Source organism: Caballeronia sp. NCF2, assembly GCF_023631205.1.
GTDB classification, from domain to species: domain Bacteria; phylum Pseudomonadota; class Gammaproteobacteria; order Burkholderiales; family Burkholderiaceae; genus Caballeronia; species Caballeronia zhejiangensis.
In genome coordinates this window covers 229,658-252,868 of record NZ_JALQDN010000002.1, presented here as the reverse complement: position 1 = coordinate 252,868, position 23,211 = coordinate 229,658, and the positions used below count along the sequence as shown (strand labels likewise).

Genomic DNA, 23,211 nt, shown 5'->3' with positions numbered 1-23,211 from the left:
GGGGCGCTCGCGCCCGTCCCTCCTTGCGAGCGTTTATAATCTAACGCTTTGCAGCATCAGCCCCTCCCACCGACCATCGCCTATCGTGAGAGTCTTTCGCGGCCTCCCCAATGCCGAAAGCCGGGCGCCCTGCGCACTGACCATCGGCAATTTCGACGGTGTCCATCGCGGCCACCAGGCGCTGCTCGCGCACGTGCGGGCAGCCGCCGACGCGCGCGGCCTGCCGGTCTGCGTGATGACTTTCGAGCCGCATCCGCGCGAGTTCTTCAATCCGGCGGGCGCGCCGCCGCGCATCGCGATGCTGCGCGACAAGCTCGAAGCGCTGCGCACCAACGGCGTCGATCGCGTGGTGGTCGAGCATTTCAACAAGACGTTCGCGGGACAATCGCCGGATACGTTCGTGAAGAACGTCATCGTCGATGGCCTGCACGCGCGCTGGGTCATGGTCGGCGACGACTTCTGCTACGGCGCGAAACGCGCGGGCAATTTCGAGTCGTTGAAAGCCGCCGGCGAGAAATACGGCTTCGAAGTCGAGCAGATGGCAACAGTCGCGCATCCGAACGGCACGCGCATATCGTCGTCGTCGGTGCGGGCGTCGCTCGTCGCGGGCGATCTCGACGCGGCGCAAGTCGCGCTCGGGCGCCCGTATGTCATCAGCGGTCACGTCGTGCACGGCGCGAAGCTCGGACGCGATCTCGGCTTTCCCACGCTGAATCTGCCGATCGCGCACAAACGGCCGGCGCTCGCGGGCATCTTCGTCGTGCGCGTGCACGGCCTCGCCGATGAACCGCTGCCCGCCGTCGCGAGCCTCGGCCTGCGCCCGACCGTCGACGATTCCGGCCGCGTGCTGCTCGAAGTGTTCGTGCTCGACTGGCACGGCGACGCCTACGACAAGCTCGTGCGCGTCGAATTCCTGAAGAAGCTGCGCGACGAGGAGAAGTACGTCGACCTCGAAACGCTCGGCCGCGCCATCGCGAAAGACGTCGACAACGCGCGCGCGTACTTCGGCCTGCCGCCCGCGAGCAACGCCGGCAGCCGCGCGACGGGCTTCGCCATCTCGGCGACCGACCGAATTAGGTGAGCGTGCGGCGCGTTCTTGTGCCGTCCGCTGCCCCGCTTCCGAATCACCGCGCGCTAAAAGACGAGCGCCGTCTCACCGAATTCACTGAGTCACCCATGAGCGACAAGAAAGAAAAAGCCTCCTCGAAGTATCCCGTCAACCTGCTCGACACGCCCTTCCCGATGCGCGGCGACCTGCCCAAGCGCGAACCCGCGTGGGTCAAGGAGTGGCAGGACAACAAGATCTACGAGAAGATCCGCGCGGCGTCGAAGGGCCGCAAGAAGTTCATCCTGCACGACGGCCCGCCGTATGCGAACGGCGACATCCACCTCGGTCACGCCGTCAACAAGATCCTGAAGGACATGATCGTCAAGGCGCGCAATCTCGCGGGCTTCGACGCGGTCTACGTGCCGGGCTGGGACTGCCACGGCATGCCGATCGAAATCCAGATCGAAAAGCAGTTCGGCAAGACGCTGCCCGCCATCGAAGTGATGCGGAAGGCGCGCGCGTATGCGGGCGAGCAGATCGAAAAACAGAAGGTCGGCTTCCGGCGCCTGGGCGTGCTCGGCGACTGGGACAATCCGTACAAGACGATGAACTTCGCCAACGAAGCGGGCGAGATCCGCGCGCTCGGCAAGATCATGGAGAAGGGCTTCGTGTTCCGCGGCCTGAAGCCGGTAAACTGGTGCTTCGACTGCGGCTCGGCGCTGGCCGAAGCGGAAGTCGAATACAAGGACAAGACCGATCCGACCATCGACGTCATGTTCGCGTTCGCCGAACCGGAGAAGACCGCGCAGGCGTTCGGCCTGCCCGCGCTGCCGAAGACGGAAGGCGGCATCGTCATCTGGACGACGACGCCCTGGACCATTCCCGCGAACCAGGCGCTGAACGTGCATCCGGAGATCGTCTACGCGCTCGTCGATACGCCGCGCGGTCTCCTGATCCTCGCGCAGGAGCGCGTCGAAGCGTGCCTGCAGAACTACGGCCTGACGGGCGAAGTCATCGCGACGACGACCGGCGAAAAGCTCGCGAACCTGCGCTTCCACCATCCGCTCGCGGCAGCGCATCCGGGCTACAAGCGCACGGCGCCGGTCTATCTCGGCGATTACGTGACGACGGAAAGCGGCACGGGCATCGTGCATTCGTCGCCGGCGTATGGCGTGGAAGACTTCGTGTCGTGCAAGGCGCACGGCATGCCGGACTCGGACATCATCAACCCGGTGATGGGCGATGGCCGCTATATCGAATCGTTGCCGCTGTTCGGCGGGCTGTCGATCTGGAAGGCGAATCCGCAGATCGTCGAAGCGCTCGAAGGCGCGGGATCGCTGCTCAAGAGCGAAAAGTACACGCACAGCTACATGCACTGCTGGCGCCACAAGACGCCGATCATCTATCGCGCGACCTCGCAATGGTTCGCCGGCATGGACGTGAAGCCGAAGGACGGCGGCCGCACGCTGCGCGAGATCGCGCTGGAAGGCGTCGAGAACACGGCGTTTTATCCGTCATGGGGCAAGCAGCGTCTTTACAGCATGATCGCGAATCGCCCGGACTGGACGCTTTCGCGTCAGCGTCAGTGGGGCGTGCCGATGGCGTTCTTCGTGCACAAGGAAACCGGCGAGCTGCATCCGCGCACGCTGGAGTTGCTGGAAGAAGTGGCGAAGCGTGTGGAGGAAGGCGGCATCGAAACGTGGCAATCGCTCGATCCGCGCGAACTGATCGGCGACGAAGCCAACATGTACGAGAAGAACCGCGACACGCTCGACGTGTGGTTCGATTCCGGCACGACGCACTGGCACGTGCTGCGCGGCTCGCACAAGGATTCGCTGCAGTTTCCGGCCGATCTCTATCTCGAAGGCTCGGACCAGCATCGCGGCTGGTTCCATTCGTCGCTGCTCACCGCGTCGATGCTCGACGGCCGCGCGCCCTACGACGCGCTGCTCACGCACGGCTTCACCGTCGATGGCGAAGGCCGCAAGATGTCGAAGTCGCTCGGCAACGGCATCGATCCGCACGAAGTGTCCAATCGCCTTGGCGCGGAAATCATCCGTTTGTGGATCGCATCGACGGACTATTCGGGCGAGCTCGCGATCTCCGAGGAAATCCTGAAGCGCGTGACGGAGACGTATCGCCGTATCCGCAACACGCTGCGCTTCCTGCTCGCGAATCTGTCGGACTTCGATTTCGACAAGAACGCGCTGCCGGTTCAGGACTGGCTCGAAATCGATCGATACGCCATCGCGCTCACGCGCAATCTGCAGGACGACGCCCTCGCGCACTACGAGAAGTACGAATTCCATCCGGTCGTCGCGAAGATCGCGACATTCTGCTCGGAAGACCTCGGCGGCTTCTATCTCGACGTGCTGAAGGATCGCCTCTACACCACGAAGCCCGATTCGCGCGAGCGCCGCAGCGCGCAAACCGCGCTGTTCCATATCGCGCACGGCTTGTTGCGTCTCGTCGCGCCGTATCTGTCGTTCACGGCCGAAGAAGCGTACAAGGTGCTCAAGCCCGGTCAGGAAACGATCTTCACGGAAGTCTTCGCGACGTATCCGGAGATCGCGAACGGCGGCGATCTGCTCGACAAGTGGACGCTCATCCGCAGCGCGCGCGGCGACGTCACCAAGGCGCTCGAAGAAGCGCGCACGGCCAATCAGATCGGTTCGTCGCTGCAGGCGGAAGTCGTGGTTCGTGCGAGCGGCGCGCGTTACGACGCACTCGCGAGTCTCGGCGATGCATTGCGCTTCGTGCTGATCACGTCGTCGGCGCAAGTGGAAAAGGTGGCGAGCGAAGCAGAAGAAGGCGTCGATGTCGCCGCGTCGAGCTACATGAAGTGCGAGCGCTGCTGGCACTATTGCGCCGATGTCGGCTCGCACCCGGAACATCCGGGCCTCTGCGGCCGCTGCTTCTCCAATCTCTTCGGCGCAGGCGAAACGCGAGGCGCGGCATAAATGGCTCGAACGATGGCAAAGCAAACTTCCGTTAGAACCGCGAGCAGCGGTTCGCTCGCGCCGTGGCTCGGCGTCGCGCTCATCGTCATTCTGTTCGACCAGTTGACGAAGATCGCCGTGCAGCGCGTGTTCGCCTATGGCGATCCGCATGCGCTCACGCCCTTTTTCAATCTGCTGCTCGTCTACAACCGCGGCGCGGCGTTCAGCTTCCTCGCGATGGCGGGCGGCTGGCAGCGCTGGGCGTTCACGGCGTTGGGCGTCGTCGCGGCGATCGTGATTTGCTATCTGCTCAAGCGCCATTCGGGGCAGCGCATGTTCTGCACGGCGTTGTCGCTCATCATGGGCGGTGCGATCGGCAATGTCATCGACCGGATTGCGTACGGGCACGTCATCGACTTTCTGGATTTTCATGTGAACGCGTGGCACTGGCCGGCGTTCAACCTCGCCGATAGCGCGATCACCGTCGGCGCGGTCCTGCTGATTTTCGACGAACTGCGGCGCGTGCGCGGTTCACGTTGATATTCACGACGCGGCTCCTCTCACGGAGCCGTGTTCTTTTGCGATGGAGGCAAGTTGGAACTCGCGGGCAAACATCTCGTTTTAGGACTGACCGGCGGCATCGCCTGCTACAAGATCGCCGAACTGACGCGCCTGCTCGTCAAGGCCGGCGCAACCGTGCAGATCGTGATGACGGAAGCGGCCACGCAGTTCATCACGCCCGTCACGATGCAGGCGCTGTCGGGCCGTCCCGTGTACACGTCGCAGTGGGATGCGCGCATGCCGAACAACATGCCGCACATCGATCTTTCGCGCGAAGCGGATGCGATCGTCATCGCGCCCGCCTCGACCGACTTCATGGCGAAGCTCGCGCATGGCATGTGCGACGACCTGCTTTCGACGCTGTGCATCGCGCGCGATTGCCCGCTGCTCGTCGTGCCCGCGATGAACCGCCAGATGTGGCAAAGCCCGCCGACGCAGCGCAATGTCAGCCAGCTTCGCGCCGATGGCGTCGAAGTGCTCGGTCCGGATTCGGGCTCGCAGGCGTGCGGCGAAGTCGGCGACGGCCGCATGATCGAGCCGGAAGCCGCGTTCGAAGCGATCTGCGCGTTCTTTCAGCCGAAGATTCTGCGCGGCCAGCGCGTGCTGATTACCGCCGGTCCGACCTTCGAGCCGCTCGATCCGGTCCGCGGCATCACCAATCGTTCGTCGGGCAAGATGGGCTTCGCGCTCGCACGCGCGGCGGCGCAGGCGGGCGCGGACGTGCATCTCGTCGCCGGTCCGGTTTCCCTGCCGACGCCGTGGGGCGTGTATCGCGAAGACGTGCAGACCGCGCAGGAAATGCACGATGCGGTGATGGCCGCGACCCCTGACACCGACATCTTCATCGCGGTCGCCGCGGTGGCGGACTGGCGCGTCGATCACGTCAGCGAACAGAAGATCAAAAAGACCGCCGACGCGTTGCCGAGGTTCAACTTCATCGAGAATCCGGACATTCTCGCGTCGGTGGCGAAGCTGCCGAATCCGCCTTTTTGCGTCGGCTTTGCGGCGGAAAGCGGCAATCTCGAGGTTCATGGCGATGAGAAACGCAAGCGCAAGAACGTGCCGCTGCTGATCGGCAATATCGGACAGCTCACGTTCGGACGCGACGACAACGAAGTCGTGCTGTTCGAAGAAAGCGGCACGACACCGCTGCCGCGCGCCGGCAAGCAGGAACTCGCGCGCACGCTGATCGCGGAGATCGCAAAACGCGCGCCGAAGACCGGCGGCACGCTGTTGTCGTGACCGAACTCGACGCCGCGCGCACGCGCTCCTATCGACTTCCCGCCGATGCTTTCGAGCTCGGCCATTCCATTCAATAACGCCTCGATTTATGAAACTCGACGTCAAGATTCTCGATGCGCGCATGCGCGACTTCATGCCCGCCTACGCCACGCCCGGCAGCGCGGGCCTCGATCTGCGCGCGTGCCTCGATGCGCCGCTCGTCATCGAGCCGCATCAGACCGTGCTCGTGCCGACCGGCCTCGCCATTCATCTCGCCGATCCCGGCTATGCCGCGATGATCCTTCCGCGCTCGGGTCTGGGTCACAAGCATGGCATCGTTCTCGGCAATCTCGTTGGGCTGATCGATTCGGATTATCAAGGCCAACTGATGGTTTCGACGTGGAATCGCGGCGACACCGCGTTCACGCTGAACCCGATGGAGCGTCTCGCACAGATGGTGATCGTGCCGGTCGTGCAGGCGCAGTTCAATATCGTCGATGATTTCGAAGCGAGCGAGCGCGGGCTTGGTGGATTTGGAAGTACCGGGAAACACTGAAAGCGAATGCACTCGCGCTGGGACGAGACATAGATCGTCCCACTGATCAGTTCGATTACCGATGAAACGCGGATTATCTTTTAGATAATCCGCGTTTTTGTTTAACGATCCAAAATATCGAACTTTCAAATAGGAAAATTCTCGCAATCAAATCGCTTGCGCGTATTACAAACCTTCACAGTTATTTTGACATTACAAACCTATAACTCCCTACAGCAAAAGAACGCGCGGACTATCTCCATCAACATAACTGCAGCTATCTCGGCGCGTTGCTCGAGACAGCATCGAGTTCATCGCTTGACGGGTGATGGGCAGGCGCTTCTGGGCGAAACAACTTCTACCGTAGTAAGTAAGCTCGATGTGGCTCAAGTGAGTTTCTACTCCAACACCTACACCGCGCAAATGTTTCCGACGTCGTATAACGGCCTGTTCTACCTTGTCGCCATTCAAGTAGATGCAGACATACACGGCAATGACTGCGAGGAAATCATCCTTGGCCCGCTTCCGCCCCCGCCTCTGGAAACCGTACTGGCGAGCCCCGACGATCACCACGATTCGTCGTGCATGCAAGGAATCGGCTGGAGATTTTTCACCATATTCGGAGTGTCGCCGGACTTCGTAAAACCCTCATCGGCAGTCTCGTTTCACAGCAATAACGGGGAACACGGCAAGTTTCGGCTCTCAGGTGCAACTGGAGATAAAGACTTGCGCATCGTAACCATCAGCTCGATTAACATCATGGTCGGAACGCTCAACCCGTGAGGACGCAAACAGAAGACGCGCTTGCTCGTTTCCGCGCATCATCTGGACTTCGAGACTCATGCGATGGGACACGGATACATTAAACATGCTTGAGCATGGAACGGCTTGTTGTGAAACGCGCAAAAAAAAGCGTGGGCTCTTTCGAGTCCACGCTTATCGTCCCGCCTTAAACGCGTTAATCCACTTCGATCGCTTCCGGATTCGGATTGCGCGGCGGCGCCGAGTTTTCGTCGAACGTCAGCTGCACCTTGTCGTCCGCATCGACATCGACCGTCACGCGGCCGCCGTTGACCAGCTTGCCGAACAGGAGCTCGTCGGCCAAGGCGCGACGGATCGTGTCCTGAATCAGACGCTGCATCGGACGCGCGCCCATCAGCGGATCGAAACCGTGCTTCGCCAGGTGCTTGCGCAGCGAATCGGTGAAGACCGCATCGACCTTCTTCTCGTGCAACTGATCTTCCAGTTGCATGAGGAACTTGTCGACCACGCGCAGGATGATTTCCTCGTCCAGCGAACGGAAGCTGATGATCTGGTCCAGACGGTTGCGGAACTCCGGCGTGAACATGCGCTTGATGTCGGCCATTTCGTCGCCCGACTCGCGTCGCGACGTGAAGCCGATCACCGCCTTGCCCATTGCCTCGGCGCCCGCGTTCGTCGTCATGATGATGATGACGTTGCGGAAATCCGCCTTGCGGCCGTTGTTGTCCGTCAGCGTGCCGTGGTCCATCACCTGCAAGAGCACGTTGTAGATGTCCGGATGCGCCTTCTCGATTTCGTCGAGGAGCAGCACGCAATGCGGCTTCTTCGTGACGGCTTCGGTCAGCAAACCGCCCTGATCGAAACCGACATAGCCCGGCGGCGCGCCGATCAGACGGCTGACCGCATGGCGTTCCATGTACTCCGACATGTCGAAGCGCAGCAGTTCGATGCCCAGCGTGAACGCCAACTGCTTCGCGACCTCCGTCTTGCCGACGCCCGTCGGGCCGGAGAACAGGAACGCGCCGATCGGCTTGTCCAGCTTGCCGAGACCCGCGCGCGCCATCTTGATCGACGCCGACAGCGCGTCGATCGCCGGATCCTGACCGAACACGACGGCTTTCAGGTCGCGATCGAGCGTCTGGAGCTTGCTGCGGTCATCCTGTGACACGCTCTGCGCCGGCACGCGCGCGATCTTCGAGATGATCTCTTCGATCTCGCTCTTGCCGATGGTCTTCTTCTGCTTCGACTTCGGCAGGATGCGTTGCGCCGCGCCCGCTTCATCGATCACGTCGATGGCCTTGTCCGGCAGATGACGGTCCGTGATGAATCGTGCCGACAGTTCCGCCGCCGCCGACAGCGCACCCGACGAATACTTCACGCCGTGATGCTCTTCGAAGCGCGTCTTGAGGCCGCGCAGAATCGCCACCGTCTGTTCGACGGACGGCTCGGTGACATCGACCTTCTGGAAACGCCGCGACAACGCCGCGTCCTTCTCGAAGATGCCGCGATATTCCGTGAACGTGGTCGCGCCGATGCACTTCAACTGACCCGACGACAACGCCGGCTTCAGCAGGTTCGATGCGTCGAGCGTGCCGCCCGATGCCGCGCCCGCGCCGATCAGCGTATGAATTTCGTCGATGAACAGAATCGCGTGCGGACGCTCTTTCAGTTCCTTCAACACCGTCTTCAGACGTTGCTCGAAATCGCCGCGATACTTCGTACCGGCGAGCAGCGCGCCCATGTCGAGCGAGTAGACCTGTGCATCGGCGAGGATGTCCGGCACTTCGCCGCGCGTGATGCGCCATGCGAGGCCCTCGGCGATCGCCGTCTTGCCGACGCCGGCTTCGCCGACGAGCAGCGGATTATTCTTGCGACGGCGGCACAGCACCTGCACCACACGCTCGACTTCGAGTTCACGGCCGATCAGCGGATCGATCTTGCCGTCCTTCGCGAGCTGGTTGAGGTTCTGCGTGAACTGCGCGAGCGGCGTTTCCTTCTGCGCAGCGGCGTCTTCCGATTCCGGATTCGCTTCGCTGCTCGCCTTGGCGGCGTCGCCGCTATTCGTCTTCGCAATGCCGTGCGAAATGAAATTCACGACATCGAGACGCGTGACGCCCTGCTGCTGCAGGTAGTACACCGCGTGCGAGTCCTTCTCGCCGAAGATCGCGACCAGCACGTTCGCGCCGGTCACTTCCTTCTTGCCATTCGAAGTCGATTGCACGTGCATGATCGCGCGCTGGATCACGCGCTGGAAACCAAGCGTCGGCTGAGTATCGACGTCGTCCGTGCCGGGCACGGTCGGCGTGTTGTCATGAATGAAATTGCGCAGGTTCTGACGCAAATCTTCAATGTTGGCTGCGCAGGCGCGCAACACTTCAGCCGCGGTCGGATTGTCCAACAGGGCGAGCAACAGGTGCTCGACCGTTATGAACTCATGCCGCGCCTGACGTGCTTCCATAAACGCCATGTGCAGACTGACTTCCAGTTCCTGGGCAATCATGCTTCCTCCATCACGCACTGCAGCGGATGCCCCGCTTGCCGTGCATGGCTAACGACTTGCTCAACTTTGGTCGACGCAATGTCTCGCGTGTAGACCCCACAAACTCCCCTGCCTTCGCGATGAACCTTGAGCATGATCTGCGTCGCGGTCTCACGATCCTTATTGAAGTATTCCTGCACGATCATCACGACGAATTCCATCGGCGTGAAGTCGTCATTCAGCAGCACCACCTTGTACATGGCCGGCTTCTTGAGCTTCTGCTCCTGCCGCTCCAGTACTGTGCCATCCTGCTTGTTGGGATTGATCGCCATACACCCATTCTAAACATCACGGACGTCCTCGCAATCGCCGCTCCAGCACCGACCGCCCGGTCGGAATGTGTCGCTGAAAACCGCACTCGCACAGGTGTCGTCCATCGAATCCTGCCGCTGCCCAACATTTCGGCGCGGCCCGCTTGCACCTCGTCGAAACCAGTATCGCACAGCTTCAAAAAAAACAAACCGAGCACCAAGCGCTGCGGGCCGCCGGGTATCACACAAGTGAGTCGATTATGCGACTTTTCAAGATGACTTGCTTGGACGGCAGCACACACGCAAAGCAGGAATTACCCTACGAATGCGCTCTTTGCAACGAGCTTAACGGCTATCCCAAAAATTCCTTGACACCCGATTTAAGAGATTTAACAATCAAACTGGCACTTTTTTCCGGGGGCCAACCACGGACGAAAAAAGAGGCCGAGGTGAGCTTGTGAGGAGGGGGCGGTTCACATTGTGGGGTGTGCCGTCGAGCTTTTCGAGCGTGCTCTGGGTGCGACAAGAGTTAGAGGGGAAGTACGAATGTCTACTGGTACGGTCAAATGGTTCAACGACGCGAAAGGCTACGGATTCATCACGCCCGATGAAGGCGGCGAGGATCTGTTCGCACATTTCTCGGCGATTCAAATGAACGGTTTCAAGACGCTCAAGGAAGGCCAGAAGGTCAGCTTCGAGATCGTCCAGGGACCGAAAGGCAAACAAGCTTCGAACATTCAGGACGCTGCCTGACCGTTCGATCGACTTAGCCTCGTGAAACCCGGCCTTCGCGCCGGGTTTTTTCATGCCTCGCGCGTTGCACGCATATGAGGCATGTGCGCGAAATAAAAACCCCGGAAGGCGTAGGCCTTCCGGGGTTTTTATTTACCACATCGAATCGAGGTGAGTCCTCACATATTCTCGATCATCACCTCTCCGAAACCCGAACACGATACTTGCGTCGCGCCTTCCATCAAACGCGCGAAGTCGTACGTGACGCGCTTCGAAAGAATCGACTGCTCCATCGACGAAATGATGCGGTCCGCGGCCTCGAACCAGCCGAGATGGCGCAGCATCATTTCGGCGGACAAAATTTCCGAACCGGGATTCACGTAGTCCTTGCCCGCGTATTTCGGCGCCGTGCCGTGCGTCGCCTCGAACATCGCGACGGAATCCGACATGTTCGCGCCCGGCGCGATGCCGATGCCGCCCACCTGCGCCGCGAGCGCGTCCGAGATGTAGTCGCCGTTCAGGTTGAGCGTGGCGATCACGTCGTATTCGGCGGGACGCAGCAGGATTTGCTGAAGGAACGCATCGGCGATCACATCCTTCACGACGATATCGCTGCCCGACTTCGGATTCTTCACCTTCATCCACGGGCCGCCGTCGATCAGTTCCGCGCCGAACTCCTTCTGCGCGAGCGCGTAGCCGTAATCGCGGAAGGCGCCTTCGGTGAACTTCATGATGTTGCCCTTGTGCACGAGCGTCACCGAGCGGCGATCGTTGTCGATCGCGTACTGGATCGCCTTGCGCACGAGCCGCTCCGTGCCCTCGCGCGAAACGGGCTTGATGCCGAGTCCCGACGAATCAGGGAAGCGGATCTTCTTCACGCCCATTTCTTCGCGCAGGAACTTGATGACCTTCTTCGCTTCGGGCGAATCCGCCGGCCATTCGACGCCCGCGTAGATGTCTTCCGAATTCTCGCGGAAGATCACCATGTCGATCTTCTCCGGTTCGCGCACCGGCGACGGCACGCCCTTGAAGTAGCGCACCGGACGCAGACACACGTAGAGATCGAGTTGCTGACGAAGCGCCACGTTCAGCGAGCGGATGCCGCCGCCGACGGGCGTCGTGAGCGGCCCTTTGATCGACACGATGAAATCCTTCACCACTTCGAGCGTTTCGTCCGGCAGCCACACGTCGGGGCCGTAGACGCGCGTCGCCTTTTCGCCCGCGAAGATTTCCATCCATTGAATCTTGCGCTTGCCGCCGTAGGCCTTCTCGACCGCCGCATCGACGACCTTGATCATCACCGGCGTGATGTCGACGCCCGTGCCGTCGCCCTCGATATACGGGATGATCGGCTGATCCGAGACGTTGAGCGAGAAGTCCGCGTTGACGGTGATCTTGTCACCGCCTTCCGGAACCTTGATGTGCTGATACGGCATGGTCGACTCCAAATAAGGCCGGGCTTGAATGGAAGCAAGCAAACTGGATAGAGAGCGATGCGATGCAGCATGCGCGGGCGATGAACCCGCGCGATGAAGTTCACTTCATCATTCTAACCATGCTGGCTTGTCCCGGCGCGCCCGAAAGCCGCCGCGCGCATGCTTTAAGATGCCGCATCCGATCACGCCGCGCGCCTCGCATGTCACTTATCGCCCTGAACAAGCCCTTCGGCACCATCTGCCAGTTTTCGGCGCACGAGACGCGCGCGTCGCTCGGCGACTGGGTGAAGACGCCGGGCGTGTATCCCGCGGGCCGGCTCGACGCCGATAGCGAAGGCCTGCTCCTCCTCACCGACGACGGCGCGCTCCAGGCCCGCATCGCGGAGCCGCGTCACAAGCTGGTAAAGCGCTATTGGGCGCAAGTCGAAGGCGCGCCCGACGAAGCCGCGCTCGCGCGTCTTTCGAAAGGCGTCGATCTCGGCGATTACGTGACGCAGCCGTGCCGCAGCGCATTCGTCGACGAACGCGACATCGAAGCGCTCTGGCCACGCAATCCGCCGATCCGCTATCGCGCCGCCATCCCGACGACGTGGATCGAGCTCGCCATCACCGAAGGCAAGAATCGGCAGGTGCGGCGCATGACGGCTGCAGTCGGCTTTCCGACCTTGCGGCTCGTACGCGTCGCGATCGGCGCGCTCGATATCTTCACGCTCGGCCTCGCGCCGGGCGAGACCGTCGAGGTTGCCCCGCGCGCGCCGTGGCAACGCGTTCGTTGAATCGCATTCAACTATCCTGAATATCGGCCGTGTGCATCGCCGTGTGCATCGTTTAGTGCGATGTGTTTAAACGTGCTGTCATCGAGATCGAGTAGCGCATATCGCGCCGCCGATATTTTTTTGTCGCCGCGCAATTTTCTCTGTAAATCGCGTCAACCGACTCTTCACGCGACGCGTTAAGGGCGTCAGATGCCGCATAAAGCTATCCGGCATGAGCGAATAACTGATTACAACTACCTGTGTGCTCCAGGGAGTTTGAAAGGTTCAAGCGTTCACAGTCGCATCGAATTTGAATTATCGATGTCGAGTGTCAACCGAAAGGTAGGTGGCTCGTTTACCGACATGACTCAATGACCGGGTCGTTTGGTTAATTAACTCAAGCTGAGGATTCACAGATGAACAAACTGATCGCTGCTCTCGTCGCTGGCCTGTTCGCAACCGCTGCTTTCGCACAAGAAGCTTCGGCACCGGCCGCTGCTGCTCCGGCAGCTGCTTCGTCGGCTCACAAGTCGGCTCACAAGAAGACGTCGCACAAGTCGTCGAAGTCGCACAAGAAGGCAGCCGCTGCGTCGGCTCCGGCAGCCGCTTCGGCAGCTCAGTAAGTTTTTTGTAAGAGGCGGTATAGCGAAGTCAAGAACGAGCATTACCGCCGTCCTTACGGCGTTCAAAGGGCAGATGGCCGCAAGGCGTCTGCCCTTTTGTTTTGTGCCTGCGCATCGAGTAACATGCGCGGGGTTTGTCCGGCTCAGGCGCAAGCCATCGATCAGAAAGGGAGCTTTGCCGTGAATCTCGTCTCGCGCTTCTTCAATCAACAAATCAACCTCGGCAAGCTCGCGCGCGCATGCGTGATCGCGCTTGCCCTGCCCTTCGCCGCATTGCCGCTCGCACAGGCGCAGACGATGCCGCCCGGCGCCAAGCAGCCGTCCGACTTTCCGCGTGCAAAGCTGACCGCGGGCATGTATGTGATCGACGCCGCCGTCGCCGCGAACGATGCCGATCGCGAGCAAGGTCTCATGTATCGCACGCAGCTCGCACCGAACGAAGGCATGCTCTTCGTGTTCAATGAAAACGCCGTGCATTGCTTCTGGATGAAGAACACGCTGATCCCGCTGTCGATCGCGTTCATCCGCGCGGACGGCACGATCACCGACATCGACGAGATGCAGGCCGAAACCGAGAACAACCACTGCCCGCGCAACAACGGCGTGTATGCGCTCGAAATGCCGAAGGGATGGTTTGCCGCGAAAGGCATCAAGCCGGGCACGCAGATCAAAGGCTTGCCGCGCGCGCAGTAACGCGCTTCTTGCCCGCCCGAACAACCGGCGTCGTCGCACGACACGCCGGTTTTTTTGCGTCCGGGAAGTCGCTTGCGCCGGGCTGGCAGGATTCCTGCAAAGAGCCTGCCGACGCGCTATCCTAAAAAGATTCGGCGCGACGCATTCGCGTTGGCTTCACACGCCGCGCCGACTCAAACCACAGGAGGTTCACGTGCCCCGCAAGACTCCCATTGAGCGCTATCGGAATATCGGAATCAGCGCTCACATCGATGCCGGCAAAACTACGACTACCGAGCGCATCCTTTTCTACACCGGCGTGACGCACAAGATCGGCGAAGTGCACGACGGCGCGGCCACGATGGACTGGATGGAGCAGGAGCAGGAACGCGGCATCACGATTACCTCCGCGGCAACGACGGCCTTCTGGAAAGGCATGGCCGGCAATTATCCGGAACATCGCATCAACATCATCGATACGCCGGGGCACGTCGACTTCACGATCGAAGTCGAGCGCTCGATGCGCGTGCTCGATGGCGCGTGCATGGTCTACGACTCGGTCGGCGGCGTGCAGCCGCAATCGGAAACCGTGTGGCGTCAGGCGAACAAGTACAAGGTGCCGCGCATCGCGTTCGTCAACAAGATGGACCGCGTCGGCGCGGACTTCTTTCGCGTGCAGCGGCAGATCGGCGACCGGCTGAAGGGCGTCGCGGTGCCGATCCAGATTCCGATCGGCGCGGAAGATCACTTCCAGGGCGTCGTCGACCTCGTGAAGATGAAGGCGATCGTCTGGGACGACGAGAGCCAGGGCATCAAGTTCACCTACGAGGAAATTCCCGACAACCTCAAGGATCTCGCGCACGAGTGGCGCGAGAAGATGGTCGAGGCCGCCGCCGAAGCGAGCGAAGAGCTGCTCGAGAAGTATCTGGAAGACCACAACAGCCTGACCGAGGACGAGATCAAGGGCGCGCTGCGCAAACGCACGATCGCCAACGAAATCGTACCGATGCTCTGCGGCAGCGCGTTCAAGAACAAGGGCGTCCAGGCGATGCTCGACGCCGTGATCGACTACCTGCCCTCGCCCGTCGACGTGCCCGCGATTCTCGGCCACACGGAAGACGACGAGGAAGCGGAGCGTCATCCGAGCGACGACGAGCCGTTCTCCGCGCTCGCGTTCAAGATCATGACCGACCCCTTCGTCGGGCAGTTGATCTTCTTCCGCGTGTATTCGGGCGTCGTGAATTCAGGCGACACGGTCTTCAATCCGGTGAAGGACAAGAAGGAGCGCCTCGGCCGGATTCTGCAAATGCACGCGAACGAGCGCAAGGAAATCAAGGAGGTGCGCGCGGGCGACATCGCGGCGGCCGTCGGTCTCAAGGAAGCGACGACCGGCGACACGCTTTGCGATCCGCAGAACGTCATCATCCTCGAACGGATGATCTTCCCTGAACCGGTGATCTCGCAGGCCGTCGAACCGAAGACGAAGGCCGATCAGGAAAAGATGGGCATCGCGCTGAACCGTCTCGCGCAGGAAGATCCGTCGTTCCGCGTGACGACCGATGAGGAATCGGGCCAGACGATCATCTCCGGCATGGGCGAGCTGCACCTCGAGATTCTCGTCGACCGGATGAAGCGCGAGTTCGGCGTCGAGGCGACGGTCGGCAAGCCGCAGGTCGCGTATCGCGAGACCGTGCGCAACAAGGTCGAGGATGTCGAAGGCAAATTCGTCAAGCAGTCGGGCGGACGCGGGCAGTACGGTCACGCCGTGATCGCGCTGGAGCCGGACCCCGGCAAGGGCTACGAGTTCGTCGACCAGATCAAGGGCGGCGTGATTCCGCGCGAGTTCATCCCCGCCGTCGACAAGGGCATTCAGGAAACGCTGAAGGCCGGCGTGCTCGCGGGCTATCCGGTCGTCGACGTGAAAGTGCGGCTCACCTTCGGCTCGTATCACGATGTCGATTCGAACGAAAACGCGTTCCGCATGGCGGGCTCGATGGCCTTCAAGGAAGCGATGCGCAAGGCGAAGCCCGTGCTGCTCGAACCGATGATGGCCGTTGAAGTCGAGACGCCCGAGGACTTCATGGGCAACGTGATGGGCGATCTCTCGGGCCGGCGCGGCATCGTGCAGGGCATGGAGGACATCGCGGGCGGCGGCGGCAAGCTCGTGCGCGCGGAAGTGCCGCTTGCCGAGATGTTCGGCTACTCGACGTCGCTGCGCTCGCTGACGCAAGGCCGCGCGACCTACACGATGGAGTTCAAGCATTACGCGGAGACGCCGTCGAACGTGTCGGAAGCGATCATCAATTCGAAAGCGAAATAATCGCGATCGAACCGTGTAGTATCGGAAGTCCGTTGCTCGCTTCCTTGATGGCGGCAACGGACTTTTTCATATCCGCAGACGATACACGGGCATGAGCGACATGAGCGATCCACATCAGCACATCGATTGGCGCGAACACGGCGTCAAGGTCATCAAGGGCGATCAGCTCGACACCAACACGCCGCAGACGCCCGGCATGAACCGCGCGGCTGCCATCAACGCGGCGCGCGTCGGCGCCCAGAAAATCTGGGCCGGCACGGTCACGATCCATCCGAATGCGAAAACCGGCGCGCATCATCACGGCGCGCTCGAAAGCGTCATCTATGTCGTGCGCGGCCAGGCGCGCATGCGCTGGGGCGAGCATCTCGAGTTCACGGCCGAGGCCGGTCCCGGCGACTTCATTTTCGTGCCGCCTTATGTGCCGCACCAGGAAATCAACGCGAGCACCGCCGATCCGCTCGAATGCGTGCTCGTGCGCAGCGACAACGAAGCGGTGGTGGTGAATCTGAACATCGATGCCGTCGAGAAGCCCGAGGAAGTCTATTGGGTCGATCCGATTCACAAGCATCCACACGATCACTGAAAAGCGCACGGGCGCGTCATGGAGCGGCGCGTTCCTTGCTAGCGATGCCCGAATGCACCTCGACGGCGCGGTCGAGCCGATCGCGCGTGGGCGACGGCCAGCAAACAACGACAACGGAAAAGCACACGATGAAGAAACCTTCGACCGACGCGCATCTTCTGGAACTGGCCCGCCCTCGCGCGGGCGAACTGGGCAATCACGCGATCGACGAGTTCATGGCCGGACGCCTCACGCGCCGCGAGTTGCTGCGCCATGCGAGCGTGCTCGGCATCGCGCTCACGGCGGGCGGCATCTTCGGTATGCCGGGCGCGCGGGCGCAAGGCGCGGGCAAGCCGGGCGGCACGATCCGCGTCGCGCATCTGATGCCCGCGGGCGCCGTCGATCCGCTCACCGTGACCGATGCGTCGGGGCTTGCGCTCATCAATCAGACCGGCGAATTTCTCGTCGACGACGACAGCGAGCATCTGACGCTCAAGCCGGCGCTCGCGCTGTCGTGGTCGTCGAATGCCAAGGGCGACGTGTGGACGTTCAAGCTGCGCCCGAACGTGAAGTTCCACGACGGCCAGCCGATGACCGCGAAGGACGTCGTCGCGACCTTCAACCGCCTGTCCGATCCGGCGACCGGCTCGGCTGCGCTTTCGGTGCTGAAGGGCGTGCTGTCGAAGGATTCGGCGAAGGCCGTCGACGATCACACCGTCGAGTTTCATCTCGACGCGCCCAATGGCAATTTCCCGTATTACGTTTCCTCGGATACGTATAACGCCGTGATCCTCCCGGCGAATTTCAGCGGCCCTTACGAGAAGACGTTCATGGGCACGGGCGCGCTGAAGCTGGAGAAATACACGCCGAAAGTGGGCGCATCGTTCGTGCGCAATCCCGACTACTGGGGCGAGAAAGCGCTGCCCGATCGCGTGCAGTTTTCCTTCTACGCGGATCAACAGGCGCAGCTTCTCGCGATGCAAGGCCGCCAGGCCGACGTGATGGGCGACTTCACGGTGCAAGGCGGGGTCGCGATGCTGACGAATCCGCAATTCAAGGTGCTCGGCACGAAGTCGAGTTCGCATCGGCAATTGCACATGCGCTGCGACATGGCGCCGTTCAAGGACAAGCGCGTGCGTCAGGCGCTCGCGCTCGCGATCGATCGCGAAGTCATCGTGAAGGGCCTGTTCCGCGGCCGCGCGCAAGTCGGCAACGACAGCCCGTTCGCGCCGGTTTTTCCGTCGAGCGATCTCAGCGTGCCGCAACGCAAGATCGACATCGCGCAGGCGAAGAAGCTGATGAGCGATGCCGGCGTCGCGAACGGCTTCGACGTCACGCTCACGACCGAAAAGTACATGGAGATTCCCGATCTCGCAGTCGTCGTGCAGAACGCGGCGAAGGCGATCGGCATACGCATCCAGTTGAAGGTCGAGAGTCAGGACCTCTATTACGGCTCGGGCACGTTCGGCAAGTCGGACTGGCTCGATTCGCCGCTCGGCATCACCGATTACGGGCATCGCGGCGTGCCGAACGTGTTCCTCAACGCGCCGCTGACGAGCGGCGGCACCTGGAACGCGGCGCACTTCAAGAATCCCGAATACGACAAGCTCGTCGCGCAGTTCGTCGCGGCGCTCGACGTCGCGTCGCAGAAGAAGCTGTCCGCGCAGATTCAGCATTTGCTGCTCGACGAAACGCCGGTCGTCATCCCCTACTTCTACGACCAGCTGATCGTCACGCGCGCCAATGTCTCCGGCGTGCGCTTCAACGCGATTTCGCAGATGTGGTTCGACCGCGCGACGATCTCGGCGTAAGCGAATGAGCACGATCACGCCCACGGCGCACGTCGCCGACTTCGCCCGAATGAAGCGCATCGCGCGCTTCGTCGGCGTGCGGCTCTTGCTCGCGCTCGTCACGCTGTGGCTTCTGTCGATGATCGTGTTCGCGGGCGGCCAGTTGCTGCCCGGCGACGTCGGCCGCGCGATTCTCGGCCCGCTCGCCGACGCGCGCGCGGTCGCCGCGCTCAACCATCAGCTTGGCGTCGACCGGCCGCTTCTCACGCAGTATTCGAGCTGGATCGGCCATTTCCTGCGCGGCGACATGGGCGAGTCCTACGCGTTTCGCGCGCCCGTGGCGCCGTTCATCGGCAACGCGCTGTGGAATTCGGCGAAGCTCGGCGCGCTCGCGTTCGTCGTCGTGGTGCCGCTCGGCATCGCGGGCGGCGTGTACGCGGCGCTGCATTCGGGACGATGGATCGATCGCGTCATCAGCATCGGCGGATTGACGGCGACGGTGGTGCCGGAATTCGTCTCGTCGATCGTGCTGATCCTGATCTTCGGCGTCTGGCTGCAATGGCTGCCGATCGAAGCGACCGCGCCTGCCGACGCGGGCTTCTTCACGCAACTCGAACATCTGATCCTGCCAGTGCTGCCGCTCGTCTTCGTGTTCTTCGGCTACATCGCGCGGATGGCGCGCGCGGGCACCGTCGAAGCGCTCGACGCCGATTACACGCGCACCGCGATCCTGAAGGGCTTGCCGCAGCGCGTCGTGATCGTGCGCCATGTGCTGCGCAACGCGCTTTTGCCGACCGTCACCGTCGCCGCGACGCAGCTCGGCTACATGATCGGCGGACTCGTCGTCGTGGAAACGCTGTTTCACTACCAGGGCATCGGCTCGCTGATCTACAACGCCGCAAAAGCGAAGGACTTTCCGATGCTCGAAGCGGGCGTGTTGACCATCGGCGTGATCTATACGGCGGCGAATCTGATCGCCGATGCGCTCTACGTCGTGCTCAATCCGCGCCTGCGCACCGGGGAAGCGAAATGAGCACGGCGGCCGCTATCGCACCGAAATCGCGCCGCTTCGAAGCGTTGAGCGCGCTCGTGCGTTCCGCGACCTTCGATATCGGCGTGCTGATCCTGCTCTTCTGGGTGCTGTGCGCGCTCTTCGGCCACTGGCTCGTGCCGCACGATCCCTACGCGTCCGATCCGCTCAACTCGCTCGTCGCGCCTTCGGGCGATCACTGGTTCGGCACCGACCAGCTCGGTCGCGACGTGTTCGCGCGCGTGATCGTCGGCTCGCGCGACATTCTGACGATCGCGCCGCTCGCGACCTTGCTCGGCACGGCGGCGGGCACGGCGCTCGGGCTCGTCGTCGGCTATTTCGACGGCTGGGTCGACGCCGCCATCGGCCGCGTGATCGATGCGCTGCTCGCGCTGCCGCTCGTGATCGTCGCGCTGCTCGCGCTCGCCGCCGTCGGCGCGAGCAACACGACGGTGATCCTCGTCATCGGCCTCACCTTCGCGCCGATCACCGCGCGAACCGTGCGCGCCGCCGTGCTGAGCGAGCGCCATCTCGACTACGTGCTCGCGGCGCAATTGCGCGGCGAGAACGCGCTCTACATCATGTTCGCGGAGATTCTGCCGAACGTGCTGCCGCCGATCATCGTCGAGGCGACCGTGCGTCTCGGCTACGCGATCTTCGCCGTCGCGACGCTGTCGTTTCTCGGCTTCGGCATTCAGCCGCCGTCCGCCGACTGGGGTCTCGCCTTGTCCGAAAGCTATACGCTGATGGCGGGCGGCGCGTGGTGGACCGTCGTCTTCGACGCCGCCGCGATCGCGTCGCTGGTCGTCGCGGTGAATCTCGTCGCGGATGCCGTGCAAGGAGTGCTCGACCGATGAACGGACCGCCGCCATCGGCTTTTCCCACGTTCGGCGCCGCGAAAGGCGATCAGGCCGACGCGCTCACGGTCGTCGGCCTCACGGTCGCGTACCGTTCGCGCGGACGCGAACGTGACGTGCTGCAGGACGTCACGTTGCGCGTCAGGCGCGGCGAGGCCTACGGGCTGGTCGGTGAATCGGGCTGCGGCAAGTCGACCGCCGCGCTCGCGGTGCTGCGCTACTTGCCGCGCAACGGGCGCGTGAAGGCTGGCCGCATTTCGATCGCCGGGCGCGACGTCGCCGCGCTCGACGCCGACGCGCTGCGCGGCATGCGCGCGACCGCCGTGTCGATGGTCTATCAGGATCCCGGACGCGCGCTGAATCCGTCGCTGACGATCGCGCGGCAAGTCTCCGAAGCGTTCGAAGTCACGGGCGCATCCGCCGACGAAGCGCTGTCGCGCACGGCCGACATGCTGAGACGCGTGCGCATCGCATCGCCCGAACGCGTGATGGAGAGTTATCCGCATCAGCTTTCGGGCGGGATGCAGCAACGCGTGGTCATCGCGATGGCGCTCGCGTGCAATCCCGAACTGCTGATTCTCGACGAACCGACCACGGGCCTCGACGCCACCGTCGAAGCCGAAGTGCTCGACCTCATCGCGCAATTGCGTGCGGAGTTGGGCACGGCCGTGCTCTTCATCAGCCACAATCTCGCGGTGATCGGGCGCATGTGCGATCGCGTCGGCGTGCTGTACGCGGGCAAGCTCGTCGAGGAAGGCACGACCGCCAACGTGTTCGCCAAGCCGCGTCATCCGTACACGGTCGGCCTGCTGCGCTGTCTGCCGCGTGCGGGGCGCGCCAAGGAAACGGGCCGGCTCGACACGATTCCAGGCTCCCTCCCGCTGCCCGGATCGATCACGCAGGGCTGCATTTTCGCGCCGCGCTGCAAGCTCGCCGACGAGCGTTGTCTCAAGGACGCGCCGCCGCCGTATCGCGTGGCGTCGGCGCACGGCGATCAGATGGCGCGCTGTCACTATCACGAACGCGCGGAAACGCTGCCGCGCTCGGCCGACGAAGCGCCGGTGCCCGTCGCCGATGCCGACGGTGTCGATCAGCCGCTCGCGCTATCCGCGCGCAATCTCTCGAAGACATTCCGCGTCGGCGATGAAGACGTGCGCGCCGTCCACGATGTCTCGCTCGATCTCGTGCAGGGCGAAACGCTCGGGCTCGTCGGCGAATCGGGCAGCGGCAAGACGACGCTCGCGAAGCTGCTGCTCGGCCTCGTATCGCCCGACAAAGGCGCGTCGCTCGAACTCGACGGCGCCGCGCTGCCCGAGCGCGTGACCCGGCGCAGCGAAGAACAGGTGAAGTCGCTGCAGATCGTCTTTCAGAACCCGGATTCCGCGCTGAATCGCGCGCATTCCGTGCGGCAACTGATCGCGCGTTCGCTGTCGAAGCTCGCCGCGTTGCACGGCGAAGCGAAGGAACAGCGCCTGCACACGCTGACCGAAGCGGTGCGTCTGCCGGAGCGCTATCTGAGCTCGCGCACGCGGCAACTGTCGGGCGGATTGAAGCAGCGCGTCGCGATCGCGCGCGCGTTCGCGGGCGATCCGCGCGTCGTCGTGTGCGACGAACCGACTTCCGCGCTCGATGTCTCCGTGCAGGCCGCGATCCTCAATCTGCTTGCCGATCTGCAGCGCGAGCGCCGCGTCTCCTACGTGTTCATCTCGCACGATTTGCATGTCGTGCGCTATCTGTCGGACCGCATCGCCGTGCTGTATCTCGGGCGCATCATGGAGATCGGGCGCGCGGCCGCCGTATTCGACGGACCGCAGCATCCGTACACCGAAGCATTGCTGTCGTCGGTGCCGTCGATCGACGGGACGCACGCGAAGCGCATCCGGCTGTCGGGCGAGTTGCCGAGCGCGGCGAATCCGCCTTCGGGCTGCGTGTTCCATACGCGCTGTCCGCGCAAGATCGGCGAAATCTGCGAAACCGAAACGCCGCCGTGCCGCGACGCCGGCGACGGTCACGCGATTCATTGCCACATTCCCGTCGACGAATTGCGCACGCTGCAGCGTCAGGCGCGCTGAGGCTTTCGTCGGAACCAAAGCGGCGTTGCGCGCCTCTCATCGGTTCAACCTTCAAAACAACGAGGATTCAACCGATGAAACCCGCCCTCTCCGCCGCGCTTTGCGCACTGACTTTCGGCGTCGCGACGGCCGCGCAGGCGCAGACCGCACCACAGGCTCCGGCGCCCGGCGCGTCCGATCCGACTTTCTCGGCCTACGCGCTCGCGCAGCAATGCGCCGCGAAGTCCGACAACACGGCGCAAGGACAATGCGTGGGCGCGGTACGCGGAATCGTGCGCGGTTATCAGTACGGCGTGCTGTTTCTGTCGCAGCGCACGTCGCTGCCCGATGGCGAGACGAAGCGCGTATCGCTGTGTCTCGCGGACACGACCGTGTCGTCGATCGTCGACGACTTCCTCGCCGATGCGAAGCAGGTCAACGAAGCCGATCTGAGGCGCACGCCCGCGGAAGTCGCGGTGCTCGGCTCGGTGCACGCGCATCACGCGTGCACGTGATCCGGCGCGTCG

The 23,211-nt window shown here is 62.7% G+C and carries 20 protein-coding genes; 17 read left to right on the top strand and 3 right to left on the bottom strand.

Translation table 11 applies throughout. From position 1 onward, the window contains the following. The first annotated feature begins 85 nt into the window (after nucleotides 1-85). The 6 genes from NCS02_RS03320 to NCS02_RS03295 all read left to right on the top strand — a co-directional run bounded on the left by NCS02_RS03320 (nucleotide 86) and on the right by NCS02_RS03295 (nucleotide 7,087). The gene (locus NCS02_RS03320) at nucleotides 86-1,081 is read left to right on the top strand and encodes a bifunctional riboflavin kinase/FAD synthetase (protein ID WP_250522883.1); all 996 of its coding nucleotides are present in this window, start codon (nucleotides 86-88) and stop codon (nucleotides 1,079-1,081) included. 95 nt (nucleotides 1,082-1,176) lie between these two features. Then, nucleotides 1,177-4,008, top strand: coding sequence for an isoleucine--tRNA ligase (gene ileS / locus NCS02_RS03315; RefSeq protein ID WP_008351192.1), 2,832 nt, complete (start codon nucleotides 1,177-1,179; stop codon nucleotides 4,006-4,008). Beyond that, nucleotides 4,009-4,527 (top strand): signal peptidase II, encoded by a 519-nt coding sequence (gene lspA / locus NCS02_RS03310; RefSeq protein WP_033537118.1) that lies wholly within the window; start codon nucleotides 4,009-4,011, stop codon nucleotides 4,525-4,527. A gap of 54 nt (nucleotides 4,528-4,581) precedes the next feature. Further along, a complete protein-coding gene (gene coaBC, locus NCS02_RS03305; protein ID WP_244807743.1) occupies nucleotides 4,582-5,790 on the top strand; it encodes a bifunctional phosphopantothenoylcysteine decarboxylase/phosphopantothenate--cysteine ligase CoaBC in 1,209 nt (402 codons plus the stop codon). A gap of 88 nt (nucleotides 5,791-5,878) precedes the next feature. After that, a complete protein-coding gene (gene dut, locus NCS02_RS03300) occupies nucleotides 5,879-6,325 on the top strand; it encodes a dUTP diphosphatase (protein WP_008351195.1) in 447 nt (148 codons plus the stop codon). 156 nt (nucleotides 6,326-6,481) lie between these two features. Then, a complete protein-coding gene (locus NCS02_RS03295; protein WP_250522882.1) occupies nucleotides 6,482-7,087 on the top strand; it encodes a hypothetical protein in 606 nt (201 codons plus the stop codon). Nucleotides 7,088-7,262: 175 nt separating this feature from the next. Here the strand turns inward: NCS02_RS03295 and clpA are convergent, their stop codons facing one another. Together clpA and clpS are read right to left on the bottom strand one after the other, a co-directional pair. After that, nucleotides 7,263-9,566, bottom strand: a complete 2,304-nt coding sequence (clpA, locus tag NCS02_RS03290; RefSeq protein ID WP_008351197.1) for an ATP-dependent Clp protease ATP-binding subunit ClpA — start codon at nucleotides 9,564-9,566, stop codon at nucleotides 7,263-7,265. Continuing rightward, nucleotides 9,563-9,877, bottom strand: a complete 315-nt coding sequence (clpS, locus tag NCS02_RS03285) for an ATP-dependent Clp protease adapter ClpS (RefSeq protein ID WP_008351199.1) — start codon at nucleotides 9,875-9,877, stop codon at nucleotides 9,563-9,565. Before clpS ends, clpA begins: the two co-directional genes overlap by 4 nt. 525 nt (nucleotides 9,878-10,402) lie before the next feature. Between clpS and cspD the strand changes: the two genes are divergently transcribed. Then, complete coding sequence (gene cspD, locus NCS02_RS03280) at nucleotides 10,403-10,609, top strand: cold shock domain-containing protein CspD (protein ID WP_008351201.1); 207 nt, start codon at nucleotides 10,403-10,405, stop codon at nucleotides 10,607-10,609. A gap of 158 nt (nucleotides 10,610-10,767) precedes the next feature. Here the strand turns inward: cspD and icd are convergent, their stop codons facing one another. Then, a complete protein-coding gene (gene icd, locus NCS02_RS03275; protein ID WP_008351202.1) occupies nucleotides 10,768-12,024 on the bottom strand; it encodes an NADP-dependent isocitrate dehydrogenase in 1,257 nt (418 codons plus the stop codon). A gap of 200 nt (nucleotides 12,025-12,224) precedes the next feature. Here icd and NCS02_RS03270 point away from each other — a divergent pair, with 200 nt between their 5' ends. From NCS02_RS03270 to NCS02_RS03225, 10 genes are all read left to right on the top strand, one after another. Then, nucleotides 12,225-12,800 (top strand): pseudouridine synthase, encoded by a 576-nt coding sequence (locus NCS02_RS03270; protein WP_008351207.1) that lies wholly within the window; start codon nucleotides 12,225-12,227, stop codon nucleotides 12,798-12,800. 395 nt (nucleotides 12,801-13,195) lie between these two features. Further along, entirely contained in the window at nucleotides 13,196-13,402 is a 207-nt protein-coding gene (locus tag NCS02_RS03265) for a hypothetical protein (RefSeq protein ID WP_075583544.1), read from the top strand. Nucleotides 13,403-13,525: 123 nt separating this feature from the next. Further along, nucleotides 13,526-14,095, top strand: a complete 570-nt coding sequence (locus NCS02_RS03260) for a DUF192 domain-containing protein (protein ID WP_008351215.1) — start codon at nucleotides 13,526-13,528, stop codon at nucleotides 14,093-14,095. A gap of 193 nt (nucleotides 14,096-14,288) precedes the next feature. Beyond that, nucleotides 14,289-16,394, top strand: a complete 2,106-nt coding sequence (gene fusA, locus NCS02_RS03255) for an elongation factor G (RefSeq protein WP_008351216.1) — start codon at nucleotides 14,289-14,291, stop codon at nucleotides 16,392-16,394. A 100-nt stretch (nucleotides 16,395-16,494) separates the two neighbouring features. Then, a complete protein-coding gene (locus NCS02_RS03250; RefSeq protein ID WP_033537126.1) occupies nucleotides 16,495-16,977 on the top strand; it encodes a cupin domain-containing protein in 483 nt (160 codons plus the stop codon). 128 nt (nucleotides 16,978-17,105) lie between these two features. Then, entirely contained in the window at nucleotides 17,106-18,767 is a 1,662-nt protein-coding gene (locus NCS02_RS03245) for an ABC transporter substrate-binding protein (protein WP_244807741.1), read from the top strand. Nucleotides 18,768-18,771: 4 nt separating this feature from the next. Further along, entirely contained in the window at nucleotides 18,772-19,779 is a 1,008-nt protein-coding gene (locus tag NCS02_RS03240) for an ABC transporter permease (protein WP_008351219.1), read from the top strand. Further along, nucleotides 19,776-20,633, top strand: coding sequence for an ABC transporter permease (locus tag NCS02_RS03235; protein ID WP_008351220.1), 858 nt, complete (start codon nucleotides 19,776-19,778; stop codon nucleotides 20,631-20,633). Before NCS02_RS03240 ends, NCS02_RS03235 begins: the two co-directional genes overlap by 4 nt. Further along, on the top strand, nucleotides 20,630-22,705 hold the full coding sequence (locus NCS02_RS03230) for an ABC transporter ATP-binding protein (protein WP_244807740.1): 2,076 nt from the start codon (nucleotides 20,630-20,632) through the stop codon (nucleotides 22,703-22,705). The genes NCS02_RS03235 and NCS02_RS03230 overlap by 4 nt, the downstream gene beginning before the upstream one ends. Nucleotides 22,706-22,779: 74 nt before the next feature. Further along, nucleotides 22,780-23,199 carry a Rap1a/Tai family immunity protein gene (locus NCS02_RS03225; RefSeq protein WP_008351222.1) on the top strand — a complete coding sequence of 140 codons (420 nt, stop codon included), beginning with the start codon at nucleotides 22,780-22,782 and terminating at the stop codon, nucleotides 23,197-23,199. Nucleotides 23,200-23,211 lie beyond the last annotated feature (12 nt).

What these genes read in the sequence shown, in the direction of transcription:
- ileS (WP_008351192.1), top strand. Translation starts at nt 1,177, where the DNA reads ATGAGCGACAAGAAAGAAAAAGCCTCCTCGAAGTATCCCGTCAACCTG.
- NCS02_RS03265 (WP_075583544.1), top strand. Translation starts at nt 13,196, where the DNA reads ATGAACAAACTGATCGCTGCTCTCGTCGCTGGCCTGTTCGCAACCGCT.
- lspA (WP_033537118.1), top strand. Translation starts at nt 4,009, where the DNA reads ATGGCTCGAACGATGGCAAAGCAAACTTCCGTTAGAACCGCGAGCAGC.
- NCS02_RS03225 (WP_008351222.1), top strand. Translation starts at nt 22,780, where the DNA reads ATGAAACCCGCCCTCTCCGCCGCGCTTTGCGCACTGACTTTCGGCGTC.
- NCS02_RS03245 (WP_244807741.1), top strand. Translation starts at nt 17,106, where the DNA reads ATGAAGAAACCTTCGACCGACGCGCATCTTCTGGAACTGGCCCGCCCT.
- NCS02_RS03240 (WP_008351219.1), top strand. Translation starts at nt 18,772, where the DNA reads ATGAGCACGATCACGCCCACGGCGCACGTCGCCGACTTCGCCCGAATG.
- NCS02_RS03270 (WP_008351207.1), top strand. Translation starts at nt 12,225, where the DNA reads ATGTCACTTATCGCCCTGAACAAGCCCTTCGGCACCATCTGCCAGTTT.
- NCS02_RS03250 (WP_033537126.1), top strand. Translation starts at nt 16,495, where the DNA reads ATGAGCGATCCACATCAGCACATCGATTGGCGCGAACACGGCGTCAAG.
- NCS02_RS03235 (WP_008351220.1), top strand. Translation starts at nt 19,776, where the DNA reads ATGAGCACGGCGGCCGCTATCGCACCGAAATCGCGCCGCTTCGAAGCG.
- NCS02_RS03260 (WP_008351215.1), top strand. Translation starts at nt 13,526, where the DNA reads ATGCGCGGGGTTTGTCCGGCTCAGGCGCAAGCCATCGATCAGAAAGGG.
- icd (WP_008351202.1), bottom strand. Translation starts at nt 12,024, where the DNA reads ATGCCGTATCAGCACATCAAGGTTCCGGAAGGCGGTGACAAGATCACC.
- clpA (WP_008351197.1), bottom strand. Translation starts at nt 9,566, where the DNA reads ATGATTGCCCAGGAACTGGAAGTCAGTCTGCACATGGCGTTTATGGAA.
- cspD (WP_008351201.1), top strand. Translation starts at nt 10,403, where the DNA reads ATGTCTACTGGTACGGTCAAATGGTTCAACGACGCGAAAGGCTACGGA.
- NCS02_RS03230 (WP_244807740.1), top strand. Translation starts at nt 20,630, where the DNA reads ATGAACGGACCGCCGCCATCGGCTTTTCCCACGTTCGGCGCCGCGAAA.
- dut (WP_008351195.1), top strand. Translation starts at nt 5,879, where the DNA reads ATGAAACTCGACGTCAAGATTCTCGATGCGCGCATGCGCGACTTCATG.
- clpS (WP_008351199.1), bottom strand. Translation starts at nt 9,877, where the DNA reads ATGGCGATCAATCCCAACAAGCAGGATGGCACAGTACTGGAGCGGCAG.